The organism is Chryseobacterium soldanellicola (assembly GCF_900100115.1).
GTDB lineage: Bacteria > Bacteroidota > Bacteroidia > Flavobacteriales > Weeksellaceae > Chryseobacterium > Chryseobacterium soldanellicola.
The window spans coordinates 341,031-366,600 of sequence record NZ_FNKL01000004.1 but is presented as its reverse complement, the minus strand read 5'-3'; the positions used below and the strand labels follow the sequence as shown (position 1 = coordinate 366,600).

Sequence of the window (25,570 nt, the reverse complement as noted above, 5' to 3'; positions counted from 1 at the left end):
GATAGCTTACTCCTTTATTATTTTAGATGAGCTATCACTATGGGGTTATTATTCTCCGAGAAAAAGAAAAAATATCCCTAATACGAAAATACAAAATCCCTGATAGTGATAGCCTATAAACAAATAAAACTATAGTAATAAATGAATAGTGACTGGGATAAATTAAAACATCTTTTCAAACGGCAGGAAGTTCCGGCTAAAACAACACTGCTACAGGAGGGGCAAATTTCGAGAACAATGTTCTTTATTGAAAAAGGTTGCTTGCGAACTTGGGTTAATAATGATGGTAAAGATATTACCACGCAATTTTTCTTTGAAGGCGACAGGGTTGCTTCCATTGAAAGTTTCAGAACAAAACAACCGAGTTTATACAGCATCGAAAGTTTAGAGCCATGTATTTTACAGACAATTTCACAACAGGACTTTCAAAGTGCTTTACAGAATTTGCCCGAAATAAAAAAAGAATTGGAAGAGCATTTGTTCAGACGACTTTTACATACCCAAAAACTTTTCTATTCCTATCTTAAAAATAATCATCTACAACGCTATCAAGAGCTAATTGTGGAACACCCGCATATTATCCAGCGTATTCCGCAGCATTATATAGCCTCTTATTTAGGTGTTACTACTGTTCATTTAAGCCGTATTAAAGGCAAAATAGCAAGAGAAAAAAAGTAACCCTATTTGATAACAAATGTTATCGTACACCATTTGACAACTATGTAGTTTTGTCTTGTATTTAGACAATGCGAAATGAAAATTCAAAAAATAATTTATTGGGTCACCACAGTTTTTTTCTGTTCGTGGATGGTACTAAACGCTTATTTCTATCTCACATCTGAAGAAGCAAAACAGCTTTGCAGGCACTTCGGTTTTCCTGATTATTTCAGGGTGGAATTGGCATTTGCAAAAATCATTGGTGTAATTCTGCTATTGCTTCCCGCCATAAAAGGAAGAATAAAAGAGTGGGTATATTCCGGATTTGTAATCACAGTAATTTCAGGATTTGTTGCCCACGTTTGCTCACGGGACAGTTTTCAATCTTCATTATCAGCTTTGGTAGCGTTGGCAATTTTACTTACCTCTTATTTTAGTTATAACAACTTAAAACATATTTAAAATGAAAGCAGCAGTAATTTTTCAAAGGGGCGAAATGCCTCAATACACACAAGATTTTCCGGAACCAATTGCTAATGGTGAAGACGAAATTTTGATTTCGGTAAAAGCAGCAGCGGTTAAGCATTTGGACAAATCACAAGCAAGCGGAAAACACTACTCCGTAAAAGACAACATTCATCAGGCCAAAGTACCAGGTGGTGATGGTGTCGGGGTACTGGCAGACGGAACAAGAGTATTTGCTTTAGGTGTTAGTGGAATGATTGCTGAGAAAGCAATTATCGAAAGAAGCAGAATGATAAAACTACCTGACGGGATTGACAACATTACAGCAGCGGCATTACCAAATGCAGTAGCCGGTTCAGCAATGGCACTTCAGTTCAGGGCAGCAATGAAGGCTGGTGAAACTGTTTTGATAAACGGTGCAACTGGTTTTACAGGAAAGATAGCTGTTCAAATCTCTAAATATTATGGGGCAGGGAAAATCATTGTTACAGGCAGAAATGAGCGAACGCTACAATCCTTGTTGACTTTAGGTGCTGACGAAATCGTTCCTATAACACAAGACGATGAAAATTTCGTTTTCCAAATACAGCAAATACACAACAATACACCTATAGATATTGTCATAGATTATTTGTGGGGCCATACGGCCGAACTTATTTTGGAAGCATTGAAAGGCAAAGGTGCATTTACACATAAGACACGTTTTGTTTCTATTGGCTCTGTAACGGGCGACAAAATTCAACTTTCATCTGAAATTTTAAGAAGCGTTGATTTACAAATATCGGGTTCAGGTTTAGGCAGTTGGACAAAAGAAGAAATGCAAAAACTGTTTAAAGAAATAATTCCCGAAATGTTTCAATTGGCTGCCGACAACAAGCTGAAAGCAGAAACCGAAACAGTAGCACTGCAAGATATTGAAAGACTTTGGGATACAGAAGTGTCGGATGGAAAAAGACTTGTAGTAACGATATAGTGAACAACAATGTCCCTGAAAAAGTGATTGATCTGATTACAAATTTCTACCTTCCCGTTCCAAAACGAGTAGTAAAAAAGCCTATCAAAGAAAGCACCATTGAAGTTTTAGGACGATGTTAATTTAAGATCCAAGCATTATTAATTGCAATAATTTTTGTAATTTATTCCACGATATAATTTAACAAGTCTCACTTTATCAATACACGCACAGCTGTGCATTATATTTTGAGAAGCCAAAAAAGAAACCCATGACAAAGAGAATATTTATCTCAACTGTTTTTATGCTATTGACATCAAATTTAATGGCGCAGAACTGTGACTGTTTAGATAATTTTAATTTTATGGTGAACAAAGTAAGCAAAAACTATGCGGGCTATAATGACAAAATCAATCTGAATAATAAAAGAGCATTTAGCCAACTTACTAATAACTTGTTATCAAGATCGAAAAAAACAACTAATATTGATTCCTGTTATGTTTTATTACGAACTTGGACAAACTATTTTAAGGATCATCATTTGAGAATACAACTCGATTGGCGTTACAGAGAAAAATATCCTAACAAACTAAGTCAGCTCAATAAACAGATTCCTAAATTTAAAAACCTTCCTCCTCCGGCAAAAGATACCTTAGCAAAAGAAGCGAGTTTAAAACAATTAAATGATAAAACGTTATTAATAGCATTGCCTTCATTTGAGTGGGATGAGAAGAAAAAAATTGATAGTATAATAAAAAAAAATCAGGTACTGCTTAGCAAAACTCCATATTGGATTATTGATTTGAGGGGGAATATGGGAGGAAATGATTTAACTTACAGTCCGATTATACCTTATCTATATACAAATTCGATAGCAATATTTCCTTCAGAATATTGGGCTAGCGAAGACAATATTAAAAACTATGAGCAGCAGCTTAAAGATAAAAGTGTGGACGACGAAGCTAAAAAATATATTGCAGATGCTGTCGCACTAATGAAAAAGAACATAGGTAGTTTTATAAACCCAGGAGGTAAGGATACAATCTATGTTAAATTAGACTCTATATATGAATATCCTAAAAAAGTCGCTTTTTTAATTGATCGCAATACGGCAAGTTCAGCAGAATCCTTATTGTTAACAGCTAAACAGAGTAAGAAGGTAACTATATTTGGCGAAAATTCTTATGGAATGTTAGATTATGCCAACTCACAATATTTTGATATTTTTTGTACGGAATATAATTTAATCATACCTATATCAAGATCAAAGCGACTTCCTCGAAATCCTATTGATAATATTGGCATAAAACCAGATATATTGATTGATAATAATGAGAAGCAGAAAATTAATTTAATCAGATTGCAGCTGGAAAAATGACATTAGTTTTATTAGATTATAACTGTTGTCGCGTAGCAGATATACTACTGCACAAATACACTAGGTACATCTCATGATTTCAGGATAATCTATAAAGGGTATCAAATAGTATAGAAATTTGTTTTCACACTATAATATGGTTTATCAAACTAAAAACCCTTTTTTTTGGGAACTATTCTTTACTCATCATTCAGGATATTCAAATAATACTAAGAAGGGAGATCTTAATTTGATAATAAAGATTTAGTTTAACTAATTTAGTTGTTTTTCCAAATATGGTGAATTTTCAAATATTAAATTGCTTACCGACGAAGAAAGTCGACATTTTATTCAGATTAAAATAATTTTAAACCATCCAAAAACATTTTAATAATTAAAATTGCACTTACTTACAATGCTATAATCATCGAAGAACACAACAGCCCCGACAAGTGTCAGGGCTGTTTTAATAATCTCAAAATTTTAAAAAGTCAAAAATAAATTCCGGCGGTTAGCTCATTAATTTATTCTGACAGAAAATATATTGATCGGTAATCGGGCTTTCGGCATAGAAGCCAGAAAATCATTGGCTTCATCACGGTAGCCCAATGACAATATAACCGAAGCGTGAAGACCTTGTTCTGATAAACCTAAAACTTCATCAAACAGTTTGGGATCAAAGCCTTCCATAGGTGTTGCATCAACCTTTAGCTCTGCAGCAGCGATAAGGGCCGTACCCAGACCGATATAAGCTTGCTTATCCGACCAGATTACATTTTGCTCGGGTGTCTGGACGGAGAAATAATCGATCAGCGTATCATTCAAGACGTTTAATGCTCCGTTTTCCAAATTTCGCTGCTGTTCCATCATCTTAACATAATCTCTGATGTAATCAGAGGTTATGTTATTAAATCCTGCAAAGACCAGTAAATGAGAAGAAGCATGAATCTGCGCATTGAATGACCCTTCGCCTAACCTTTGTCTTACTTCAGGCTTGGTGATGACAAACAGTCTGTATGGCTGTATTCCGCAAGAAGAGGCGGTAAGGTTGATGGCTTCAACAATTTGATCGACCTTGTCTTCGCTGACTTGCTCCTCTGAGTATTTTTTGACAGCATAACGCCATTTCAAGTTTTTGATTAATTCCATTTTGTTATTTATAAATTGAAGAAGCAAAGTTATATCTTCAATGTGTATCTTTGTAACTAAGTGACAAAAAGTTATAGTGACAAACGGGTAACCAAGTGAATAGTATGGAACAAGAATTTGATTTGGTAAAAGATTGCAGCCAAAAGATACTTGCGATCAGTGATACGATGGAAATTTTAAACGGGAAATGGAAAATGTCCATTATTGCCTGTCTTTGCTACAAGCCGATGCGTTATTCTGAGCTTTTAAAAGAGATCAAAGGCATTTCCGGCAAGATGCTTAGCCGTGAGTTGAAAGATCTGGAGATCAATGAATTGATCGACCGCCATGTCCTAAATACTTCACCTGTTGCTGTGGAATATCAGATCACAGACTATGGCAAATCACTTCAACAGCTCACGAATACAATAGCAGACTGGGGCTTTATCCATCGAAAACGTATTATTTCGGGAATGAAGAGAAAAATGGACAATAAATTGTAAATCGATATACTCTGAAAATTTAAATGATTTTATCTAATACCTCAGTTCTATAAATGGCTAACAATCGTAAATCAATTTACAGTGCACTTGCCGCCAACCTGCTGATCGCGTTGACCAAGTTTATTGCAGGGGCATTCACCAACAGTTCTTCTATGATCTCTGAAGGGATCCACTCCACTGTTGATACCACCAACCAGTTGTTATTATTGTACGGATTGAAAAGGAGCAAAAAGCCGGCAGATGAATCTCATCCTTTCGGTTATGGCAAGGAATTGTATTTCTGGTCTTTTGTCGTTTCGATATTAATATTTGGTCTTGGTGGTGCATTATCTATTTACCAAGGGATCTTGCATATTCTGGAACCTGAACTGATGAAAGATCCGTTCTGGAATTATATCGTATTGGTACTCTCACTCATTTTCGAAGGTACCTCCCTGTATATTGCCGTAAAAGAATTCAATAAGACCCGCAACGGTCTGAAATGGTGGGATGCGATTATCAAAAGTAAAGACCCCGCAAGCTTTCTGGTAGTCTTTGAAGACGGTGCCGCAGTGGCAGGTCTAATTGTAGTAATGGTATTGATGGGAATAAGTCATACCTTCCAGATACCTGAACTTGATGGGCTTGCCTCGATCATTGTCGGATTGATACTGGTATTTGTCTCTTTTATTCTGGCCAGAGAGAGTCGCAGCTTATTGATGGGTGAAGGAATAGCCCCGGAAACCAGAGAAAAGATCGCAAAACTCGCTGAAAAAGATGCTTCAGTGGTCAGAACAAAAAGTATACTCTCTACATACCAGTCGCCAGAGGAAGTTGTACTAATGCTCATTATCGATTTTGAAGACCATCTTGACACCGAAGAAATCACTGAGGCGATAAAGCGTATTCGTGAAAATATAAAAAAAGAATTTCCATTGGTTCATTTTGTCATCATTCAGCCTGAATAGTGAATTAAAAATGAGGATCTGCCAAGGGAAATGGTTGAGGAACGGTCAAAAAATATACCTCAAAAGTATTTCCGATATGCAAGAGTTGATATTAAGACATTCCGTTCCCAAAAGACATTGAATTTTATTCATACTTTGGACCGTTAAATTTGACATTTACCCAAGTTTTGTTAATAAGTTAATGGTATCATCTGCTGAATGGATGTACATCTTTATCTATAAATTCGATTTCAGACCCATCATACTCGTTTCCTATCAATCCGTTTGCTTTTATTTCGATTTTACCATAATCATCAAAATGATCAATGGTCACAGCATTTCCTTCTATTGCCCAATGAAACTTTTTTTCATCAATAATGTGCGTCTACGTATCTACTCGTTGCTGTGTGATTGTAACACTATCATAATCAAAACTTAAGTTTAAAAAAATATAAATATCATATGCACCATTCGTAGTCGCCCTACAGCTTTGGCTTAACTTTGCTACAAAGGTTTTGCCTGCTACTCTGCTTTTCGCACCATTTTCGATATTTCGATGCGGCAAACTTTTATTGTTGTTTTTTACAGGTTCAGCTTTTAGGTTGGTGGATATCGTATCGTTTATTTTTTTCTCGACTTGCTGATTACTATTCTCATTACACGAAAAAAGAAATATGATGAAAAGCAAAACAAACTGTTTTTTTATTTTTGATAATGGACTACACTTAATCATATTGATCATCAATTATTATTTTTGGATTACATGCCAGAGCTTCATTTTTTAAATAGGTCCTTTGGCTCAGATTTCCATTTACATGAAAATAATGTTTTATGCCATTGATTAATTGAATATTTATTCTGCAATCCTGTCTGCTTTTTGTAAAATTGAATCTTTTAAATTGGATAGCTTTTATATCAGCAAAATCATACTCAGGTTGTTTAAATAATTTAAAAAACTTCACTTTACCCTGATAAATAATAAAAGAAGGCATCCATTGCTCGGCAAAGGGACGAGAGGTTCCCTGTTCAACAAACATTGATGATTCTTTTTCACTCAATTCGTTAAGAGTAGTTATATAAGATTTAAAGAATTTAAACATAAAAATTCCCAGGGTGCTAAATAATAAACAGATAAACAAAATAAGAAAAAGAGGAAAATGTAAATAGCTATTATCATCACGTGAGGTATAATATAATAAGATGAACAGACCTGCCCACATAAGTATAAGACATGTGATAAATAATCCTAAACTCCAACGCTTACGCAGAGCAATTTTTTTTAAAATCAGTTCTTTCATTTTTTAACGCAATAAATATGTTTAAGAGACTTCTTGATCGTCCATGTGATTGACTGTCGTTTTAAAAAGCATTATAAGCAAAGATATTGCTAATTGAAATAAAATAATGTCCCTCATATAATAAAAGCCCGTGGGTTAAAATCACAGATATGATATACCTTTTTCCAGAAAAGAAAAGCCAGTAAAAGATAAACTGATTTTCCCATCAGGGCAACACTTATATTCTCGGTTTTCATGACAACAAAAATTTGTATTTTTAACGTACAAGAAATTGTAAAAGATGGCATCGATTCCACCAATTAAAACCTATCATTTTCTGCCCTTTAAATATGGCTCGGAGCTGTTATTGGATATCGGACGTATTGAAACGTTGAAAAATTATGTATTGGACAGCACACTGCATCAACTTAGTTTTTACGAAATTATTTTCATCAGAGAAGGATCCGGAACATTGACACTGGACGAGAATAAAGTGTCGATTCATCCGCAAACCATCATTTTCACCACTCCCGGACAGGTTCGACGGTGGGAAATTGAACAGCAGGTAAAAGGCTACACGCTTTTCTTTGATAAAGATTTTCTCCATCTATTTTTTTCGGATGAACTTTTTCTGTACCGGTTCCAGTACTTTCATCAGTATTCGCATCCCGCAGAAATGCAGATCGATCAAACATCATTCAAGAAATGCCTGCAAATTTTACAGGAAATAGAACAGGAGTTCGGACAAATCCAGAATGACAGCAATCATATGATCAGGTCACTTCTATACCAGCTGCTTATCGTACTCAACCGCTATTATGCCGGTACGTACAATGTCCAGCCGGATACCTATGTCCATGCGGATTTCTATCGATTCCGGTCGCTGCTGGAAAAAAGATTCTTACAGAACCAGACCGTTGAGTCCTATACCAGAATGCTTAATATAAGTCCCGGATTCCTCAATAAGATCTGCAGGCAGTTCAGCGGATTGTCAGCGCAGCAAATGATCCATCACAAGCTGGTTTCAGAAATAAAAAAACAGCTGCATCAGAATAAATCCGTAAAAGAGATCTGCTATGAGCTGGGATTCTCTGACCCGTCCAACTTTAACCGTTTCTTTAAAAAAATCACCCACATCACGCCACAGCAATATCGGAAGAGTATAAAATGACAACTTTAAAGATAAAATGACCTTTTTGCAGGATATGAATGTTTCTAATTTTACAAAAAAAAGAATATGATAAAATCCGCAACACTAAGTCTTTTATTCTTCTTTATGAACCTGCTTTGGATCAAGGCAGAGCAATTGTATGTTGATCCAAGGATCGGCAATGATACCAATTCCGGAACAAAGACCCAGCCATTAAAGAACCTTTCAGAGGCTGCCAGACAGGTCAACCTAAACAAAGAGCAAGGAGAAACAACGATCATTCTTTCAGAAGGGATTCATATTTTAACTCAAACCGTGCTGTTTAACAACGATAAATACAGCATTAGCAACCGTCTTGTCATTCGGGCCGAAATTATGCCCGATGATGAAGACTGGACACCCAATAAAATGCCGGTCATCATAACAGCTGTACCCCTTGAGCCTGGCATAGGCGGAGAAGAAGCGAAAGGCATACAGACCGAGGTAAGCCATGTGACCATTGAAGGCCTGCGGTTTACAGGCAGTCCTGATTATACTTATCTCGATCATGATAATTTACGCCGCTCCTACCCTATATGGCGTGATGGAAAAAAACTGGATGACCTTCTGGTAACCCAATGCCTGTTTGCAGGGAATGTAGATGTAATGCCATTACATGTCGGTGTCATAGCCAATGGATACGGTCTGGTGATCGACCATTGTGTTTTTTTCAACTGTAAGATCCCTGTTGTCTTCTGGAAAAACGATGGAAGCACCGGCAGCCGCAGTGCCATGAGACATTCGTTGGTCTATGGCGGATACTTCTGCGGGGTCTGGACAACACAGGGTACCAATGGAGATGATTTTGACTTTCATCACAACATCATCGCCAATACAAGTACTATATGGATAAGGGAAAAGGGAAGTAAACGCAGGTACAAAGCTTCTGACTGTATTTTTGTCAATTACAATAAACTGGCAGGATACGGAAGCGGCCCGTTAAGCGACAGTGACGCCACGTCAACGGATTTTCTGGAAATGAAAAATGTACAGACCACAGGAACCGTAATCATTGAAAAAGATCAGAGTAAACGCAATTACCTGCAATTGGCGGATGGTTCATTCGGTTCGAATCTAAATGCCGGACTTTTTAAAAAATAAGTTGTAATCATAAAAGCCATAAACTCTCTACAGTAAGAAGTATGAAAAAATTAAAAACAATTTTATTTCTTTTTTTATTAGTTTCAGAAAGTGCATACAGCCAAGAAATAATTTTGGAAGAGAGCAATCTTTTATCTAATAAAGTTTATATGCAAATTGTCAAACTGAAAGGTGAAAGTATTGTCAGGGTCGTAAAAGATCCTGCCGTGAAAGAAGCGGACGAACCTACATTTGTACGGATAAATAACACTAATTTTAAAAATGGTATTATCGAGGTAGAAGTTCTAAGCCAGCTTCTCCCTACTGCTTCTCCGACTGACCGCGGGTTTATTGGATTAGCATTCAGAATAAATCAAACCAATTCTAAATTTGAATCGATATATATCCGTCCGACGAATGGCAGGGCTGAAGATCAGGTAAGACGCAACCACTCCATTCAATACTTTTCTTATCCAGGTTTTAAATATGAACGCCTCAGAAAAGAGGATCCCGAAAAGTATGAGTCATATGCTGATATGGCGGTGGATGAATGGATTACCTTAAAAATTGAAGTCAAAGGCAACCAGGCAAAACTATTTTTAAATAAGAACAAATATCCCTCCCTTATCGTGAATGACCTTAAACACGGCCCCGATGCGATGGGTGCAGTCGGCTTATTTGTCGATGTAGGAACAGAAGGCTATTTCCGAAATCTGAAAATCAGCCCTTCAAAATAGAAGAAGAGGACAAATACTTTATACAAAAACTTATACCGGAACCGGATACAATACTTACGGCGGTCAGACAGACTATTATCAATAAAAGAGCTTTTCTGTTGACCATCAAGAAAGAATGGAGGCGTTTTAGAGGTAAAGGAAGATGGTGAAATCGTTACAGTTAACCTCCATTAGTAAACAAAAATATATTGCATCATGAAAACAGATAAAAAAATCACAGAACTACTTTTCCTTGTACTATTGCTCTCAGGAATTGAGATGCATGCCCAACTCAGTGATATATTTCAAAATGGCGAAGATAAAACTACAAAGTTTAAAGAAAAAAAAATTGACAAAAATACCACTTCAGAAGAAGGGAAAGACGCGTATAGATCAGAGAATCGTAGTAGCACTGCAGTGGCTGGTGATTCGCTGATATTTGCAGAAGATTTTTCGGCATTTCAACCAGGTACTACTGCTACAAGCTTCAAGACAAATGGAGCGGCTACTATTAGAATGGTAGAAGGCCAGAAAGGGAAATGGATGGAGATAGGGAATAGGGAGATCTACAAATTTTTAATTCCGCTAAACTATCCCCGCCGGTTTACCTTATCTTTTGACATTATCGCAAAAGCAGAAGAGGTCAAAGAAATTGCGCCATTGTCGTTTGGTTTTGCCAGCGATAACAGTGTCCACCACTATGATAGTAATATCGGGACTTATGTGCAACTGCACTACTACGATACGGATCAAGTTTATATAGGTAGCATTGAACCGAAAAAATTTCTAAATACGACCTTTGATCTTCAGCCATGGGTCAATCGTCCGCTACATATCGTCCTGTCGGTTAACGGGGAACGGATGGCGGTATATGTAGATGATGTAAATCTAGCTGATGAAGTTCTCTTCAGTCCTACAGTGGCTAAAAATTTTTATATATCGGCACCGTGGCGATATGCAAATGATTCAGGGGTACTGGTAAGTAATTTCAAAGTTTCAGGATTTAGGAATAGAACTAAATAGTATCTACAATCCAATAAATTACAGCAATTCTTCGGATGTTGAGGATGGAAAAATTCAACTTTGTAAGAGAATAGATCCAAATATACACACTTTATAATAAAGACAAAATATACAATTGAATAATGATGATGAAATCGAATACGGCTATGGTTGGCATTTGAAAAATATCAGCGGAATCCCAACCCTTGAACATGACGGAAATATTTTCGGATTCAAATCTATGGCTGTTTATATTCCAAGTGAACATATTAATGTGCTTGGATTCAGCAATTGTGACTGTAACTTTACCACTCAGTTGGTAAAAGATATGGCTAAACTGGCTCTTGAAAATCTAAAAAAATAATTCATGCCGATTTTTCAACAATTACAAATCAAAAGACATTGAAATTATGAAAAAACTTAATAAAAAACTTTTACTGATCTGTTGCCTGACTGCCCTATTTTGCATCCAGAATCTGTCGGCACAAATTAGTACCCATATCAAAAATAATAAAAAGAACTCCATTGACAGCCTTATCGAAAAGAAAATGGATAAGGCGGGAATCGTCGGCATCGGAGCCGCCATTATTATCGACAAAAAACTGGTCTGGACAAACGGCTATGGTTTTGCAGACAAAGAAAATAAAATTCCTTTTTCTCCCACGACCATTATGAACATTGCTTCCATAAGCAAGACTTTTACAGGATTTTGTATAATGAAAGCGGTTGAGGAAGGAAAGGTCGATCTTGATGAAGATATTAACCATTATCTGCCTTTCAAAGTGATCAACCCCAATTTTCCCGATGAGAAAATTACCTTGAGACATCTGGCCACCCATACTTCCGGTTTGGCAGACCGTTATCCTTTTTATACAGATAGCACTTATGTTTATAACAGGGAAAAACCTGAGCCTTTGGGAGATTTTTTGAAAAACTATTTCGTAAAAGATGGTAAACATTACGATAAGGACAATTTTCTAAATTCAAAACCTGGTACAAATCGCGACTATTCTAATATAGGCGCAGGTCTTGCAGGCTATATCATTGAATTGAGAACGGGACAAAAACTCAATGAGTACAGCAAAAAATATATTTTCAAACCTTTAAAGATGAAAAATTCGGGTTGGAATCTATCAGAAATCAATTTAAAAAACCACTCCAAACTTTATCAAAAAGAAGACGGTAAAATAAAGTCAATAAAGCTATATGAAGGTACAACTTATCCAGATGGCGGTGTCAGAACTTCTGTGGATGAGCTTTCAAGATTTTTTATCACCCTGCTGGATGATGGAAAATACAATAACACGAGATTACTAAAAAAAGAATTAGCAGAAGAAATGCTACGTTTTCAGTTCACAGAATCTAATAAACCTGACAATGTCAAACCTGATAAGCTTAATTCAGGAATTTTCTGGGCAACCAAAATGGGAGGCAAAAGAATTGGGCACAATGGTTCTGATCCGGGCGTAAGAACATTTATGCTTTCTGATCTAAACAAAGAAATAGCTGTGATTGTATTTTTCAACACTTCATTAAGTGAAGCCGATGAAAATAAATTTTTCGATATCTATGAAGATCTTTATAAATATGGTTTTGGATTAAAATCAAAGTTATTATCTAATGAGGCCTATTAATAAACAATCTATTAGCAGATAAACTTCTTTTCGTCCTTATATGTGATCCATCAAGATTCATGTAACAATAAACGTTGCAATTAACGAACTGCCTATGATCCCTTCAATTAACCATTTACAAGTTCTCCTTCTCGAATAAGTTTTTCCCAAAATTCCAGATCATTATTTTTTAAACGAATAATTTCTTCTGCAATTATTTAAAATCCATTAAAAAGTATTTCAGCAAATTAATTATTAGCGTTTTTCGACTGTAAGATATTTAATTTGCCGGCCGCATTATTGGCCGTGTACTGAACATAGATATCCCCCATTTCCTTGCTGCGGATGACGTAGAATTTTATGGCTTCCCCAGGATAGCCCATATCTCCTTCCTCACCCTTATTCGTGTCCTGCTTATTGTAACTATCATATTCCTTCTGGGTTATTTCCCCGTCAAAAACCTTTACAGCACCTACAGATTTCAAGAGATCTTCCATACTTTTTTCAAAATAATACTGAGAAAATTCCTGTCCCTGTTCTGCACTGATATTCGCTTTGTAAAGCTGTCCCTCAAATGGCGTCATCTTGCCATTCATAGGGAAAAAGCACACATCAAAACTTTTCTTCAACGGTTTATTCATTTCTTTCAACCCTTTTGGCAAAGTCAAGAAAGGGAAATTGCCCAGATCAGCAGTTGAATAAGCAATATGTTCAATATCAAACTTGTTCTCCGATTCTGCACCACTGACCGGTGGTACTGTTTTATTATAAACTTCGTGGCCTTGATCTTCCTTTTGGGATTTATTGCAGGCAAGAATAGTAACTGATGTTAGAAACAGAACAATCATTCTTTTCATATGTTAGTGATTTTGTTATTGGTAATTTTTATAAACTTGGGTTCTGTACAAATTTCGAAAAAAAAATCTAAAATTTCTTGATTTATGTAAAATATTGACAGTAAACAAACCTGATCAAGCTCAAAAAACTGCCGTTCTATTATTCTTTTTAACTTTATCTACAATCATCTGATGTTTTTATCGAAGCCATAAATAGAAAATTATAACAATCAAACTGCAATAAGAAATACAGAAAGAAATGAGATACTTCGTCAGATTGCAGATTTAAATATCAACGACTTATCAGAAAATAAAAACGGGACAAATCTACCATTTTTAGATTTGTCCCGATAAGTGACCGCAGAAGGATTCGAACCCTCACTGTCGGAGCCGAAATCCGAAGTTCTATCCATTAAACTATGCAGCCGGTTTGGGGTTTGAGGGTTAGAGCGTTTTTAGAGTCAATTAATGCTAAAATATTTAACCACTTATACTCAACTCTCCTATCCTCAAGTCTAAAACGTAATCTTCACCCCTCCTAAAATCTGTGCACCAAGAACTTTATATCCTTTGTACGTCTGATAATTTGAGTTAAGAAGATTATTTCCGATCGCGAAAATACTGAAATTTTTGTGAATTTTATACTCTGCAGAAAGATTTAAATCAGCATAACCACCAACTTTATCGTTGGTATCTTCTGTCGACTGATACATCATCGGGCTTCCAACTCCTTCAATCATAAAGGAATTCGTCGTTCTGTCGCTTGCAAAAATCCCTTTGAAACCCAGTAATAATTTTTGATCAAGCATCGTATATTTTGCACCGATACTTGCCGTAAGCAACGGAACATTGTAAATATCTTCGTAATTTTTTAAATCAAATTTCGTGAACTTCACCTCTCCATCCAAAACTAAATTTGCCAATGGAAAATACTGCAGACTTCCTTTAATATCGCTTACATTTCCGTCGTCATAAATGGCAGAAAAAGTATTTGCAAAATTGTATGCAGAGCGGTTCAGCGTATAATCATTATCAAATATGCTGTTCGCTTTAAAGAACATAATATCTTTCATTTTTCCGTAACCTGCAGAAACGTCATATTTAAAAGTTTCATCGATATCACCTCTCAAACCTGCATAAAAATGGTATTTCGTTTCGGTCGGCCTTAAATACTGATCAGAAACGATGAACGGATTTTCCTGATATAAATCTGAATAGGTATTCAATTTTAAACCACCGTCAACTCCCCCATAAAACTTGAATTCTTTTGCTGCAGCATATTGAAATTCCGCCTGTGGAAACCAATAGGTCTTGTTGTTTTTCATCTGTTCAGGCATCAGATCGTTTTGATTTTTTGAATTCAAAAACGAGAAAGAAGAACCTAGCATCAAATAAGACTCCCCTTTTCTGAACGTCACTTTCGGCGCTAAGCTTGTATTGACAAAATTGGATGTATTTTTATCTCTGATTGCAAATTCACTCTTCACGGCTTCTAATCCGACACCTAAATCTGCATTTAAATTAATCCCCGATTTCCCGATTTCTACAGCATGCTTGGAAAGATTAGCCAAGATAGAAACCTGGTTTTCCTGAGCATCAAAATGATCCTTTAAGAATGAAGATTTTACTCTTACATCATTCAGAATTTCGTTTGAATAAAAGTCATAATACCCATTTACCTTAAACTGATTGACTCTCTGATCCAAATCAACATCTCCCGGCTGTAAAGCATAAATCCCGTAATAGTTGTTATTATGCAGGCCATATTCAGCATTTAAGTTGAATTTCCCTTTATCTCCGTAAGAATTTAAGAAAGCTCCAACCGTTCCATCACTTTGCTTAGAATCCCATTCATATTCTTTTTTAAGTCCTAAAGTTGACAGAAAATGGGCATCAACTCCAACTTCCAGCTTATTTTCAAGGGTTTTTGAAATATTAAGGTCTCCTAAAATTTTTCCATAATTACCCATTCCGAACTGAACATAGTTATTCTGGGCCGCTCCTTCAAATTTCGGCGTAACATCCTGTCCCTGAATGGTTGAGGTTTTAAAATCAGAAACCGCAGGAACATCTGTAATAGTATATTTTACAGGATTCTGAGATTTCTCTTCCGGCGGATAATTCTTGATTGTTTCCACGGAAGTTTTCTTTTTTTCGATCTTTTTTACTTCCGGTTCTCTTTTTTTATTAAGAATCAGTTTTTCTTCTTTGATCTGGGAAAACGCAACCGACGAAAACCCTAAAAATATGATGGATAATAATTGAATTCTTTTGTTCATTTTTCTTGTATTTAAGTATTTGGTAAAAAATATTCATGATAAATATATTTTACGTGAATACGATAGTACATTTACTTTTTAATAGACTTCTTCACTTCTTTAGCTTCAGCAACGATCTCAGGGAAATCTTTATAGTTTTCAATGATCTGGTCGCACGTATAACTTGCCTGATAATTATCTTTTAAACCAATATAATTTTTAGCCATTAAAACCAATGCTTTTGCACCCCAATATTCTTCGGAAGCATAGTTGTTAGCCAGTTTAAAGATTGTTTCATTGGAAGATTTAAAGGCTTTCCCTTTATTTTGATAGAACGCTTTTACATAAATAGCTTCCGCTGCAACTTCCGTGTTGGAAGACTTTTCAAGAGATGTATAAGCTGCCTGCGCATCTTTATCTTTCCCTGAATTCATCAGACTTCTCGCCTTGATCACTTTTGCAGTTTCAATAACTGCCGCTGAGTTTTTATTGTTGGCAATTACCGCATCGGCCAATTTTTCAGCCTGTGAGAAATTCTTTTCATCTGCATACATCTTCATTAATTCTACGTTTGCGTAGTTTTTAACATTGACATCAGAAGAATTTTTGATATTTTCCAGATATTTTCTCGCCTCCGCATTATCACCCTGCGCAATGTAAATTTGAGCTAAACGGGTCTGTGCATCATCCTGATAATCATTCTGAACATTTGCAATTTCCTGTAAAACCAACAAGGCTTTTGTTGTATTTTTGGTTTGATAATAACTTTCTCCAAGCTCGTATTTAGCCTGGTAAAGCCCCTCTCCTGTTGGATTTTGCGTTAAATATTTTTCGTAATAAGAAATCGCGTTTTTGTAATCTTTTTTGGTGAAATATTGTTTTGCCGTAGAAAGGTTGATCTCGTCAATTTCAGAAGCATCAACATTTACCCCGATATTTTTTGCAAAACTTTCATAGCCCGCAACATCTCCGTTTTTCGTGAAAATCGGTTTTGCAGCCTGAACTATTTTTTCTGCGTAAGCTGTATTTTTATACTGATCTCCAAGAGATTTTAATTCAGATAAAGCCTTATCATTTTGATTTTGATCGATATAATTCTGAGCTCTGTAAATCGATGCATTGGCAATCAAATCTTTATCAGACGAAGTTTTAATCACTTTTCCAAATAAATCATTTGAATTCGCAAAATCATCCTGAGCCGCATAAGCCGTTCCCATTTCATACTGGGCATCATCATAATATTCAGAATCCGGATATTTTGATAACAGATTTTTTAAGTTGGCAATTTTCGCCTGAGTATCACCTTTAAATCCTAAAGCCATTGCTTTTTGATATAAAGTATAGTCGGTTGCATCTTCGTTTTTATCGTAGATCGCGATTGCCTCGTTCAGGTTATTATTGGCGTAATTAATATCTGCCAAACGAAGTTCTGCATCATTTTTAAACTCAGGTTTCGGATTGGTTAAATATTGCTTAAAATAAGTTTCCGCCTGATCGAATTTTTTAGATTTAAAATAAGCATATCCTAAATCATAAGGCAATTGCTGCTTTTCAGGGAAGGTTTCGGTAAGCAATTTTTCATAACGAACAATCGCAGACGGATAATTTCCTTTCTGATAATAAACCTGCCCCAACCAATATAAAGCTCGGCTGTTGAATTCTTTATTAATGTTAAATTCTAAACTTCTTAAGAAATATTTTTCGGCTTCGTCATAATTTCCTTTATTAAATTCTTCCGTTCCTAATAAATACGAAACTTCCTGATCTACTTTATCAATGTCCGGAGACGAACTTTGAAGTTTATCAATTGCGTTCAGCGTTTCTTTAAAATTCCCTGAATACAAATATGATTTCACCAAAAGTGATCTCATTTCAGCAGCATTTGCCGCATTTTGATTTTCATTGATATAATTTTGAATAACCGTTGAAGGGCTTTCAAACGGGTTACCGATATCGTAGCTTAACTTTGCGTATTGCTCGTGAGCCAGTTTTTTAACCTTCGGATCATAATTCATCTGATAAGATGATCGGAACGCCGAAAGTGCTTCCTGCTTTTTATCAACCGCTAAATAAGCATTTCCAAGCTGATAGTAAGCATTCTGAGCTAACGCAGAATTGCTGTTTAACAATTGGTTATAATAAGAAACCGCTTCATCATATTTTTTAAGCTGAGCCGCTACAAATCCCATCTCATAAAGGTCATTTTCAGAAGGATTTTGCTGAACGCTCAGATAATCTTTTAAGTGAGGATAAGCAGAAGTATAATCACCTTTCATGAAATAACTTTCACCGATAATCTTGTGAACTTCAGCTTTATAAGCATCGGAAATATCTTCGTTCAATAAAAGATTTCCTTCAGAAATTGCTTTATCATAATCCTTATCATTGTAATACATCTGTACATAATAAGGCCGAACCAGCTTCGAATATTTCGGCTGATCTTTCACAGAATCAAAATATTGAAAAGCCTTATCATTCTGTCTGTCAGAATAATACAAATGCCCCAACATATATGCAATATCGCCTTTTTGAGAATCATCAGCAGTTTTATAAGCTTCTTCCAAAGCATCAGTTGCCCCTTTAGAATCACCCATCATGAATTTAGCATAACCTAATTTCAAAATATACTGTGTGTTCTCTTCTTTTGAAAGCTGGTATTGGTTAACCTTTTTCAAAGTCTCTAAAGCTTTCGGAAAATCTTTTTTAGCCAGATAATAATCCGCCAAAGGAAGATTAGCCTGAGCAAAATAAGCAGAATTCGGATATTCTTTCATAAAAGCAGTTAACCCATCTTCAGCATGATTTTTCTGAAGAATAACTCCAATTACGTTATCAAAAAACTGGGCGGCTTCTTTTTTGGATCTCGACAGATTTTGATTATAAAAATATTGTCTTGCGTATTCGTATTGAGAAGCGTTGTATATTTTGGTCTGGTAAAGGTTTTCGGCTAGGTTAAACCTGTAATTCTCTTTCTGGGTAAAGTATTGAGACTGCTGTCCCTCGGAAATTCCGAAATAAAATACAGCGGCTGCTAAAAGTATTTTTTTTGATTTCATTTATTATCAAATTTTAAAATGTGTAAGCCTAAACAGGAGGCCAGATATTTTAAATTTTAGGTAAATTTTATCCACAATTTATCAACGAAAATATTGAAAAGATATTGTATAAACAAGTGTTTTAACATATTGTTAGTATGTGGATTATTTTTTAATACTTATTAACTTTCTTATAAGAAATTTTAAGAAAATCTTAATTATTTCGCAGAAATAATTACATTTGTTTTTTTCAAATCAAATATAGACATTGATGAATCAACTTTTTAGAAGGAAAAACTATTCAGAGACAGATACTTCCACAAATCTTTTGAGAGTTTTAGGTGTTTGGGATATCGTTTTTTTTGGTATTGCGGCTATTATCGGGGCAGGAAGTTTCAGCAGTTTGGGGGAAGCCGTTTTCAGAGGCGGTCCCGGCGTGATCTTGCTATATTTGATATGCGGTTTTGCATGTGGTTTTACGGCGCTTTGTTATGCCGAATTTGCAAGTAGAATTCCTACTGCCGGCTCTGCTTACACGTATGCTTATGCCAGTTTTGGTGAATTGATCGCCTGGATTATCGGCTGGGCCTTGATTATGGAATATTCTTTCGGAAATATTTACGTTGCTTTTTCATGGTCGGATTATTTTACGAGCTTTTTAGAACGTTTGGGAATGCATATTCCTGATTATTTAACCTGCAGCTATACCGAAGCCAGAAAAGCTTTTATGAATGGTTCTGAAAACAAAGATCTTCTTAACGCCTGGAAATCAGCTCCTTTGTTAGGAAGTTTAAAACTTATCGTTGACGTTCCGGCATTGGTTATCAATGGCTTAATCACTTGGTTATGCTATGTTGGGGTAAAAGAAAGTAAGAACTTCAATAACTCTTTGGTTATCTTAAAATTAGCTGTAATTGTTTTAGTCATTTTAGTGGGCTTTGCTTATATCAATACAGAAAACTGGACACCCGTTAACCCAGAAACCCATGTTGCATCTTTCATGCCGAATGGTTTTGCGGGAGTAATGAGCGCAGTTTCCGGAGTTTTCTTTGCTTATATCGGTTTTGATGCATTAAGCGTACTTTCCGAAGAAACAAAAGATCCTCAGAAAACTTTACCAAAAGGGATGATTATTTCATTGGTATTGTGTACTGTGATCTACATTGCGTTAACCTTGGTGTTAACCGGAATGGTTGATTACAGAAAATTCGACGGTATCGGTGATCCGCTTTCATTTATATTTGAAAAATCAAATGCTAATGTCGCATGGATGGAGCTTACCGTTTCTTTTGTCGCCATTGTTGCCATTACCACTGTTTTGTTGGTTTTCCAAATGGGACAGCCGAGAATCTGGTACGCCATGAGCCGCGACGGTTTGATGCCTGAAAAATTCAAGACTGTACATCCAAAATATAAAACTCCTTCATTTGCTACCATCGTTACGGGTGTTGCCGTAGGTATTCCTATCTTGTTTACAGATAAAACTTTTATTCTGGATTTTACGAGTATTGGGACTATTTTTGCTTTTGTCCTGGTTTGCGCAGGAGTTCTGATGCTTCCTGCCAAAGAAAAGATCAAGGGCAGATTTCACCTTCCCTATATTAACGGTAAGATTATATTTCCTGTTATTTTCATTGGTGGGTTAATCGGATTTTACATCTGGCAGCCGGAATTTTTTAATTCTTTAACCGATTGGAACGATCCTAAAGATGGTGAATTCAGGGCTTCTATTCTTATTTTTATCCTGATTAATTTAATTCTGTGTATTTTCACTTTTATTAAAAATTTCTCTTTAATTCCTTTAATTGGGTTAAGTTCATGCTTATATCTTCTTACAGGGATGAGTCATGAAAATTGGTTCTGGTTCGGGCTTTGGTTTGCATTAGGCTTAATTATTTATTTCTGCTACGGCTATAGACACAGTAAGCTCAGGAAAGCTTAATTCTTAAGAGCTTAAACATAATAAAAGGTAAAATTGTTAATCACGGTTTTACCTTTTTGCTTTTTGAAGCTTTGCTTAAAAAATTGGCGAACTTATTGCTTTAAAATGCTTAACAACCTTAAACTAAAAAATGCCATGTCTGAAAGAATAAAAACATTTAAAGAATTTTACCAGTTTTATCTTACTGAGCACAGTAGAACAGGAACAAGAATCTTCCATTTTATAGGGACTTTACTTGTATTTTTCGTGATCGGATACGTGATCAGCTCAGGAAAAGAAAGGTTTCTGTGGTACGTTCCTATTTTTGGTTATGGTTTTGCATGGTTAAGCCACGCTTTAATCGAAAAAAATAGACCTGCAACATTTAAATACCCTTTATGGTCACTGATTTCTGACTTCAGATTGTTTTTTGAATTATTAATCGGAAAACAAAGCTTTATTGGGGTCAGCAGACCAAAACAACCTTGGGAATAGTTTTTTGGCTATAACAATGGTACAAGTCTTTGATTCTTAATTTGATGTATAGATCAAAATTAAATAAAAGGCTTAATTTCATAAAACAGTTTCGGCGGGTTTGCTTTGCAAACCCGCCGAAACTTTATATTATAAAAAGAAATTAGAATATTATCAAAAACCTAATTTCTAATTTCTAATTTCTAATTCCAAACTACTTAAACCTCTTTTTAAAGCTAAACTTAAGCATATTCATTAACCCCGGTTCGATGATATCGATTCCCAATCCGAAATTACTGTCAGCAACCGCATGGTGGTCAGTACGGAATTTTTCAAAATCATTTTGAGGAATTTCAAGATTGACCAAAGGTTTGTAATCAATCGTAACTGTTGCTCCGTTTTTAGTTACTTTTTTACGGCTTGTAAAATCAAAATAAGGATTATTGATTGTACTTTCCTGAGTTGTATATTTTTCTTCAGTATCGATTTTCTGATCTGTATTAAGACTGATTTCATACTTTTCGCTGTCAAAATTATGCCAGAAAGAAAGATCCTTATGAATAAAATCCCTTGCGCTTGCTTTTACAACATTCCGGTCAAAATACATTAAAAACCGGTTTTTCTGCTGATCAATATAATATGGATTTTCAACTGTCGCAGTATATTTAATTTGAAACTCATTGAGCTTTTTATCATCGCTTACAATGTCTATTGCTGCATCTTTAAAGATATTTCTAAGGTCGGTTCCGTTTCTGTCATTGGAGTAATTTAAGCTATAAAACAAAAAATTATTCCAGCTGTCAACAATTTCTCTTTTGTTGGTATTTTTAAAATATCTGCGCATGGCATTGGCGCGATTTCCTTTATAGGTTGTGTTTAATTTTAACTCTCCTACATTTTTAGTAGTATTAAATTCTACTTTTTCATTAATACAATAATAGGGGAATTTATGTGGCTTCCTCTCTTTTAGTTCCTGATCCGGCTTCACTTCAAGATAATGCATAAAGTAGATAAATCCGCGATTTTCAAGCAATCCGAACTCATCACGAATGGTAGCATCAATAAAATATTCATCCCCTTTATAATTAATTTTCACAATGGCATGATTGAACGTCAACAATGAAGGAAGGTAATATTTAATATAGAAATCCGTATGAAAATTCACCAGGACAATAGAAGAATCTACACCGATAAAATCTAAAATAGCCTTCAATAAAACAGATTTCGCCTTACAATCTCCCTGTTTTGTTTCGTATGTTTTTGCCGGCTCCTGAGGCTTATGGCCGTTCATCTCATCAGCATTGAAAATGTAGTAAATATTATTCTGAACATACTCAATGGCGAATTGAATTTTTTCGTCCTGATTAGCAATAGCATTTAATTTTTCAACTAAATCCGGGGCAAAATCCTGCAAAGAGGCGTTTTTAAAAATTTCATCATAAATCGGGGCAATGTAATTCGACAAATCACTCCAGCTGCTTTCTGTTGCAAAATCTATATAAGGAAAAATTTCGCGGTTTGCATCGACAGGGTTAATATAATTCTGTTTTTCAAAAACAAATTTTTCACCTTTTTGTAAATAATTAATTTCAGGAGATAAAACATTCCCGCTTTCATCCCTGAAAAACGTTTTTTTATAGGCGATTTTCTGCTCTCTTTCATTAATGAAAGTAAAACTATAACTTCCGTAAGCCCAATAATTATCCGGGCTCACCCATACATATTTTGAAAATTCTTTTCTTAAAAAATCACGATCTGTAAATGCTTTTACTCTGGAATCTTCCAAAATCAACACATCATATAATCTTAAATCTTTAATAGTAATATTAATTTTTTTATTACTGCTTAAAATCCCACCACTGCTCTGGTTTTCATTATCTAACACTTTAATTTTGGTATCCGGAATTTTATCAATCAAAACACCATCTCTTAAAACACTTATTCTGTGAATGTTATAAACTTCATTTTCTTCCACAACAATATCCGAAACGGAAGCTCTTTCAAGATTGGCAGGCTCATTCAAAGTATAAGCCATGCAGACATATTCACTATTTTCTTTGTTCGTTGTATGGTATTTTTTATCGATAAAATAGCAGTAATCCCGTCCTTCATTCATCTGGATATTTGAGAAATCCGACTCTTTTATACGATTAATCAACTCATGATCTTCAAAGCTTCCTGCCCATGATTCCGGTTTCTGAATCCTATAATTTTCCGTTTGAATTTGATTTTCCATATTTAAATTTTACGATTTGTATAATTTGGTTTAAAAATTTAAAGGAGCTCAAATTAATTATTTAAAATCTAAAAAACAAGAGCAAAATCACTACAATATGTTGGAAAGACTTCGGCACAGAAATTGTCGCCTGAAGAATAAACCAACAATATGACCAATATTAAATCAATTTTCAGAGGAACAATTTTAGCGGCATCTTTACTTATTATTACACAATGTACAGCTTCGGCAAGCGCTTCCGGTGGGGATGAAAAAACATTTATTGTCGGTCCGCAAACCGCAGATTGTACAGGTGTTGCACCTATGAAATGCCTTCAGGTTAAAGAAAACCAAACAGGAAATTGGACCAATTTTTACAGTAATATTGAAGGATTCACTTATGAGCCGGGCTATGAATATGTTTTAAAAGTAAAAACAGAAAAAGTTGAAAATCCGCCGGCTGACGGCTCTTCAATTAAATATATTTTGGTAAAGCAAGTTTCGAAAACTAAAAAATAAAACAAAATCTCCTGAGCTTCAGGAGATTTTTTATTGATTAATGTTCATGTTCTTTTGGCGGTGGCGGATATTTTCCTTTGGTCATTTCACCGACCGTATTGGCCGTGGTCATCGCAGCAACCAGATCATTAAGCATTCCGCTGGCGGCAGTGGGTGAATTTGGCAGTAAAACCAGGTTGCTTCTGTTATTTGCTCCCACCGAATGCAATGTATCGTAATGTTGTGTAACCACGATCAATGCAGAAGCTTCGTGAGAATTAATGTCTACATTATTCAGCATTCTTACCGATTCTTCAAGGCCTTTTGCGATTTCTCTTCTTTGATCTGCAATGCCCTGCCCTTGCAGTTTTTTAGATTCCGCTTCGGCTTTTGCAACGGCTACAATTCTGATTCTCTGTGCTTCAGATTCGTATTCGGCGGCGGTTTTTTCTCTTTCGGCGGCATTAATTCTGTTCATCGCGTGTTTTACCTGCTCATCAGGGTCAATATCCGTTACCAATGCTTTGATAATATCATAACCGTAGCTTTGCATGGCTTCCTGAAGCTCGGCTTTTACAGCAACGGCAATATCATCTTTTTTAAGGAAAACATCATCTAACTTTAACTTCGGAACTTCGGCCCTTACCACATCAAAAACATAGGAAGTAATCTGATCGTGCGGACTTTCCAATCGGTAAAAAGCATCTCCAACCTGCGTTCTGATTACCTGAAACTGCACGGAGATCTTCATTTTTACAAAACATTGTCCAGCGTTTTGGTATCAATCATTACATCCAGCTGCTGAATCCTGAGGTTCATCCTTTTTGAAATTTTATCCAAATAAGGTATTTTCAACTGTAAACCCGCATGCCGGACAGAGTGAAATTTTCCTAAGCGCTCCACAATTGCCGCCGTTTCCTGCTTTACGGTAAAAAAAGACGCAAATAATGTCACCAATCCGATAAAAATAATAATTCCTAAATATGCCATAATCTGTTTTTTTTAATGAGTCGCAACCGTTTATATTTTGTTAAAAAAAGTGTAATAAGCTGCTTATTTCTTCGATTAAAATAGTTATTTAATCCTATATAACAAAGGAAAACGTAGAATCTTCCGAAAAAACGTTTATCACTGTCAATTTTAATGTTTTTGTAGTACTTTTAGTACAATACCGTAGTGTTCTTAGTACACCTTTTATACTTAAAATTCAAACTTACGATCATATTTTTGCACAAGTATATAAGTAGAAATCAAAACAGCGAATTCAATTCAACAGCATATATTAAATGATCAAAAAGCTTATAATAAGGGACACAGTAAGCAATTATCAACAGTAATTGTTGCTTTTTTTTCATCCGGTCTGCCGGAGTTATCCGGTAGATCATTTTACTGTTTTAAAATATATTTAATAGCGCTTTCTAATTGATGGTTTGTTCCTCTAAAAACCCATCATCGCATCAGATCTGGA

The 25,570-nt window shown here is 35.4% G+C and carries 24 protein-coding genes, 1 tRNA gene and 1 pseudogene; 15 read left to right on the top strand and 11 right to left on the bottom strand.

Going from position 1 to position 25,570, the window contains the following annotated elements; genetic code table 11:
- Positions 1–141 precede the first annotated feature (141 nt).
- The 4 genes from BLT04_RS15765 (at position 142) to BLT04_RS15750 (ending at position 3,452) form a co-directional block, all read left to right on the top strand.
- On the top strand, positions 142–678 hold the full coding sequence (locus tag BLT04_RS15765) for a Crp/Fnr family transcriptional regulator (protein WP_089756745.1): 537 nt from the start codon (positions 142–144) through the stop codon (positions 676–678).
- Between the two features lie 75 nt (positions 679–753).
- On the top strand, positions 754–1,119 hold the full coding sequence (locus tag BLT04_RS15760; protein ID WP_089756743.1) for a DoxX family protein: 366 nt from the start codon (positions 754–756) through the stop codon (positions 1,117–1,119).
- A 1-nt stretch (position 1,120) separates the two neighbouring features.
- Positions 1,121–2,095, top strand: coding sequence for a quinone oxidoreductase family protein (locus tag BLT04_RS15755; RefSeq protein ID WP_089756741.1), 975 nt, complete (start codon positions 1,121–1,123; stop codon positions 2,093–2,095).
- A 250-nt stretch (positions 2,096–2,345) separates the two neighbouring features.
- Complete coding sequence (locus tag BLT04_RS15750; protein WP_089756739.1) at positions 2,346–3,452, top strand: S41 family peptidase; 1,107 nt, start codon at positions 2,346–2,348, stop codon at positions 3,450–3,452.
- A gap of 498 nt (positions 3,453–3,950) precedes the next feature.
- On the opposite strand, the gene BLT04_RS15745 is transcribed toward BLT04_RS15750, so the two are convergent.
- Complete coding sequence (locus BLT04_RS15745; RefSeq protein WP_089756737.1) at positions 3,951–4,580, bottom strand: nitroreductase family protein; 630 nt, start codon at positions 4,578–4,580, stop codon at positions 3,951–3,953.
- Between the two features lie 104 nt (positions 4,581–4,684).
- On the opposite strand from BLT04_RS15745, the gene BLT04_RS15740 reads away from it, so the two are divergent.
- Both BLT04_RS15740 and BLT04_RS15735 read left to right on the top strand, forming a co-directional pair.
- The gene (locus BLT04_RS15740) at positions 4,685–5,062 is read left to right on the top strand and encodes a winged helix-turn-helix transcriptional regulator (RefSeq protein WP_089756736.1); all 378 of its coding nucleotides are present in this window, start codon (positions 4,685–4,687) and stop codon (positions 5,060–5,062) included.
- A 53-nt stretch (positions 5,063–5,115) separates the two neighbouring features.
- Positions 5,116–6,009, top strand: a complete 894-nt coding sequence (locus BLT04_RS15735; protein ID WP_089756735.1) for a cation diffusion facilitator family transporter — start codon at positions 5,116–5,118, stop codon at positions 6,007–6,009.
- Positions 6,010–6,196: 187 nt separating this feature from the next.
- Here BLT04_RS15735 and BLT04_RS19095 read toward each other — a convergent pair whose 3' ends face one another.
- The 4 genes from BLT04_RS19095 to BLT04_RS19090 form a co-directional block, all read right to left on the bottom strand.
- A complete protein-coding gene (locus tag BLT04_RS19095) occupies positions 6,197–6,322 on the bottom strand; it encodes a hypothetical protein (protein WP_262484155.1) in 126 nt (41 codons plus the stop codon).
- A gap of 51 nt (positions 6,323–6,373) precedes the next feature.
- A complete protein-coding gene (locus BLT04_RS15730) occupies positions 6,374–6,730 on the bottom strand; it encodes a hypothetical protein (RefSeq protein ID WP_089756734.1) in 357 nt (118 codons plus the stop codon).
- Positions 6,714–7,286 carry a hypothetical protein gene (locus tag BLT04_RS15725; protein ID WP_089756733.1) on the bottom strand — a complete coding sequence of 191 codons (573 nt, stop codon included), beginning with the start codon at positions 7,284–7,286 and terminating at the stop codon, positions 6,714–6,716. The genes BLT04_RS15730 and BLT04_RS15725 overlap by 17 nt, the downstream gene beginning before the upstream one ends.
- Before the next feature lie 113 nt (positions 7,287–7,399).
- Positions 7,400–7,522 carry a hypothetical protein gene (locus BLT04_RS19090; protein WP_262484154.1) on the bottom strand — a complete coding sequence of 41 codons (123 nt, stop codon included), beginning with the start codon at positions 7,520–7,522 and terminating at the stop codon, positions 7,400–7,402.
- 44 nt (positions 7,523–7,566) lie between these two features.
- On the opposite strand from BLT04_RS19090, the gene BLT04_RS15720 reads away from it, so the two are divergent.
- The 6 genes from BLT04_RS15720 (at position 7,567) to BLT04_RS15695 (ending at position 12,886) form a co-directional block, all read left to right on the top strand.
- Positions 7,567–8,436: an AraC family transcriptional regulator gene (locus tag BLT04_RS15720; RefSeq protein WP_089756732.1), complete on the top strand. Its 870-nt coding sequence runs from the start codon at positions 7,567–7,569 to the stop codon at positions 8,434–8,436.
- A 66-nt stretch (positions 8,437–8,502) separates the two neighbouring features.
- Entirely contained in the window at positions 8,503–9,555 is a 1,053-nt protein-coding gene (locus tag BLT04_RS15715; protein ID WP_089756731.1) for a hypothetical protein, read from the top strand.
- A 149-nt stretch (positions 9,556–9,704) separates the two neighbouring features.
- A complete protein-coding gene (locus tag BLT04_RS15710) occupies positions 9,705–10,271 on the top strand; it encodes a 3-keto-alpha-glucoside-1,2-lyase-like domain-containing protein (protein ID WP_228421985.1) in 567 nt (188 codons plus the stop codon).
- Between the two features lie 195 nt (positions 10,272–10,466).
- Positions 10,467–11,273 (top strand): hypothetical protein, encoded by an 807-nt coding sequence (locus BLT04_RS15705; protein ID WP_089756730.1) that lies wholly within the window; start codon positions 10,467–10,469, stop codon positions 11,271–11,273.
- Between the two features lie 115 nt (positions 11,274–11,388).
- A complete protein-coding gene (locus tag BLT04_RS15700) occupies positions 11,389–11,616 on the top strand; it encodes a hypothetical protein (protein WP_089756729.1) in 228 nt (75 codons plus the stop codon).
- A gap of 46 nt (positions 11,617–11,662) precedes the next feature.
- Positions 11,663–12,886 (top strand): serine hydrolase domain-containing protein, encoded by a 1,224-nt coding sequence (locus BLT04_RS15695; RefSeq protein ID WP_089756728.1) that lies wholly within the window; start codon positions 11,663–11,665, stop codon positions 12,884–12,886.
- A gap of 227 nt (positions 12,887–13,113) precedes the next feature.
- Here the strand turns inward: BLT04_RS15695 and BLT04_RS15690 are convergent, their stop codons facing one another.
- From BLT04_RS15690 to BLT04_RS15675, 4 genes are all read right to left on the bottom strand, one after another.
- Positions 13,114–13,722, bottom strand: coding sequence for a hypothetical protein (locus tag BLT04_RS15690; RefSeq protein WP_089756727.1), 609 nt, complete (start codon positions 13,720–13,722; stop codon positions 13,114–13,116).
- 334 nt (positions 13,723–14,056) lie between these two features.
- Positions 14,057–14,128, bottom strand: a tRNA-Arg gene (locus tag BLT04_RS15685).
- Between the two features lie 88 nt (positions 14,129–14,216).
- Positions 14,217–15,980 (bottom strand): TonB-dependent receptor, encoded by a 1,764-nt coding sequence (locus BLT04_RS15680; protein WP_089756726.1) that lies wholly within the window; start codon positions 15,978–15,980, stop codon positions 14,217–14,219.
- A 71-nt stretch (positions 15,981–16,051) separates the two neighbouring features.
- Positions 16,052–19,015, bottom strand: a complete 2,964-nt coding sequence (locus BLT04_RS15675; protein ID WP_089756725.1) for a tetratricopeptide repeat protein — start codon at positions 19,013–19,015, stop codon at positions 16,052–16,054.
- A 250-nt stretch (positions 19,016–19,265) separates the two neighbouring features.
- On the opposite strand from BLT04_RS15675, the gene BLT04_RS15670 reads away from it, so the two are divergent.
- A complete protein-coding gene (locus BLT04_RS15670) occupies positions 19,266–20,936 on the top strand; it encodes an APC family permease (RefSeq protein ID WP_089756724.1) in 1,671 nt (556 codons plus the stop codon).
- Between the two features lie 135 nt (positions 20,937–21,071).
- Positions 21,072–21,410 (top strand): Mpo1-like protein, encoded by a 339-nt coding sequence (locus BLT04_RS15665; protein WP_089757306.1) that lies wholly within the window; start codon positions 21,072–21,074, stop codon positions 21,408–21,410.
- Between the two features lie 193 nt (positions 21,411–21,603).
- Here BLT04_RS15665 and BLT04_RS15660 read toward each other — a convergent pair whose 3' ends face one another.
- The gene (locus BLT04_RS15660; RefSeq protein ID WP_089756723.1) at positions 21,604–23,625 is read right to left on the bottom strand and encodes a DUF3857 domain-containing protein; all 2,022 of its coding nucleotides are present in this window, start codon (positions 23,623–23,625) and stop codon (positions 21,604–21,606) included.
- A gap of 150 nt (positions 23,626–23,775) precedes the next feature.
- Here BLT04_RS15660 and BLT04_RS15655 point away from each other — a divergent pair, with 150 nt between their 5' ends.
- The gene (locus BLT04_RS15655; RefSeq protein WP_089756722.1) at positions 23,776–24,123 is read left to right on the top strand and encodes a DUF4377 domain-containing protein; all 348 of its coding nucleotides are present in this window, start codon (positions 23,776–23,778) and stop codon (positions 24,121–24,123) included.
- 37 nt (positions 24,124–24,160) lie between these two features.
- On the opposite strand, the pseudogene BLT04_RS15650 reads toward BLT04_RS15655, so the two are convergent.
- Positions 24,161–25,092: pseudogene (locus BLT04_RS15650) on the bottom strand (SPFH domain-containing protein).
- Positions 25,093–25,570 lie beyond the last annotated feature (478 nt).

Bases quoted from the DNA above. Each gene is read 5' to 3' on its own strand.
- BLT04_RS15765 (WP_089756745.1), top strand. From the start codon at position 142: ATGAATAGTGACTGGGATAAATTAAAACATCTTTTCAAACGGCAGGAA.
- BLT04_RS15760 (WP_089756743.1), top strand. From the start codon at position 754: ATGAAAATTCAAAAAATAATTTATTGGGTCACCACAGTTTTTTTCTGT.
- BLT04_RS15755 (WP_089756741.1), top strand. From the start codon at position 1,121: ATGAAAGCAGCAGTAATTTTTCAAAGGGGCGAAATGCCTCAATACACA.
- BLT04_RS15750 (WP_089756739.1), top strand. From the start codon at position 2,346: ATGACAAAGAGAATATTTATCTCAACTGTTTTTATGCTATTGACATCA.
- BLT04_RS15745 (WP_089756737.1), bottom strand. From the start codon at position 4,580: ATGGAATTAATCAAAAACTTGAAATGGCGTTATGCTGTCAAAAAATAC.
- BLT04_RS15740 (WP_089756736.1), top strand. From the start codon at position 4,685: ATGGAACAAGAATTTGATTTGGTAAAAGATTGCAGCCAAAAGATACTT.
- BLT04_RS15735 (WP_089756735.1), top strand. From the start codon at position 5,116: ATGGCTAACAATCGTAAATCAATTTACAGTGCACTTGCCGCCAACCTG.
- BLT04_RS15730 (WP_089756734.1), bottom strand. From the start codon at position 6,730: ATGATCAATATGATTAAGTGTAGTCCATTATCAAAAATAAAAAAACAG.
- BLT04_RS15725 (WP_089756733.1), bottom strand. From the start codon at position 7,286: ATGAAAGAACTGATTTTAAAAAAAATTGCTCTGCGTAAGCGTTGGAGT.
- BLT04_RS19090 (WP_262484154.1), bottom strand. From the start codon at position 7,522: ATGAAAACCGAGAATATAAGTGTTGCCCTGATGGGAAAATCAGTTTAT.
- BLT04_RS15720 (WP_089756732.1), top strand. From the start codon at position 7,567: ATGGCATCGATTCCACCAATTAAAACCTATCATTTTCTGCCCTTTAAA.
- BLT04_RS15715 (WP_089756731.1), top strand. From the start codon at position 8,503: ATGATAAAATCCGCAACACTAAGTCTTTTATTCTTCTTTATGAACCTG.
- BLT04_RS15710 (WP_228421985.1), top strand. From the start codon at position 9,705: ATGCAAATTGTCAAACTGAAAGGTGAAAGTATTGTCAGGGTCGTAAAA.
- BLT04_RS15705 (WP_089756730.1), top strand. From the start codon at position 10,467: ATGAAAACAGATAAAAAAATCACAGAACTACTTTTCCTTGTACTATTG.
- BLT04_RS15695 (WP_089756728.1), top strand. From the start codon at position 11,663: ATGAAAAAACTTAATAAAAAACTTTTACTGATCTGTTGCCTGACTGCC.
- BLT04_RS15690 (WP_089756727.1), bottom strand. From the start codon at position 13,722: ATGAAAAGAATGATTGTTCTGTTTCTAACATCAGTTACTATTCTTGCC.
- BLT04_RS15680 (WP_089756726.1), bottom strand. From the start codon at position 15,980: ATGAACAAAAGAATTCAATTATTATCCATCATATTTTTAGGGTTTTCG.
- BLT04_RS15675 (WP_089756725.1), bottom strand. From the start codon at position 19,015: ATGAAATCAAAAAAAATACTTTTAGCAGCCGCTGTATTTTATTTCGGA.
- BLT04_RS15670 (WP_089756724.1), top strand. From the start codon at position 19,266: ATGAATCAACTTTTTAGAAGGAAAAACTATTCAGAGACAGATACTTCC.
- BLT04_RS15665 (WP_089757306.1), top strand. From the start codon at position 21,072: ATGTCTGAAAGAATAAAAACATTTAAAGAATTTTACCAGTTTTATCTT.
- BLT04_RS15660 (WP_089756723.1), bottom strand. From the start codon at position 23,625: ATGGAAAATCAAATTCAAACGGAAAATTATAGGATTCAGAAACCGGAA.
- BLT04_RS15655 (WP_089756722.1), top strand. From the start codon at position 23,776: ATGACCAATATTAAATCAATTTTCAGAGGAACAATTTTAGCGGCATCT.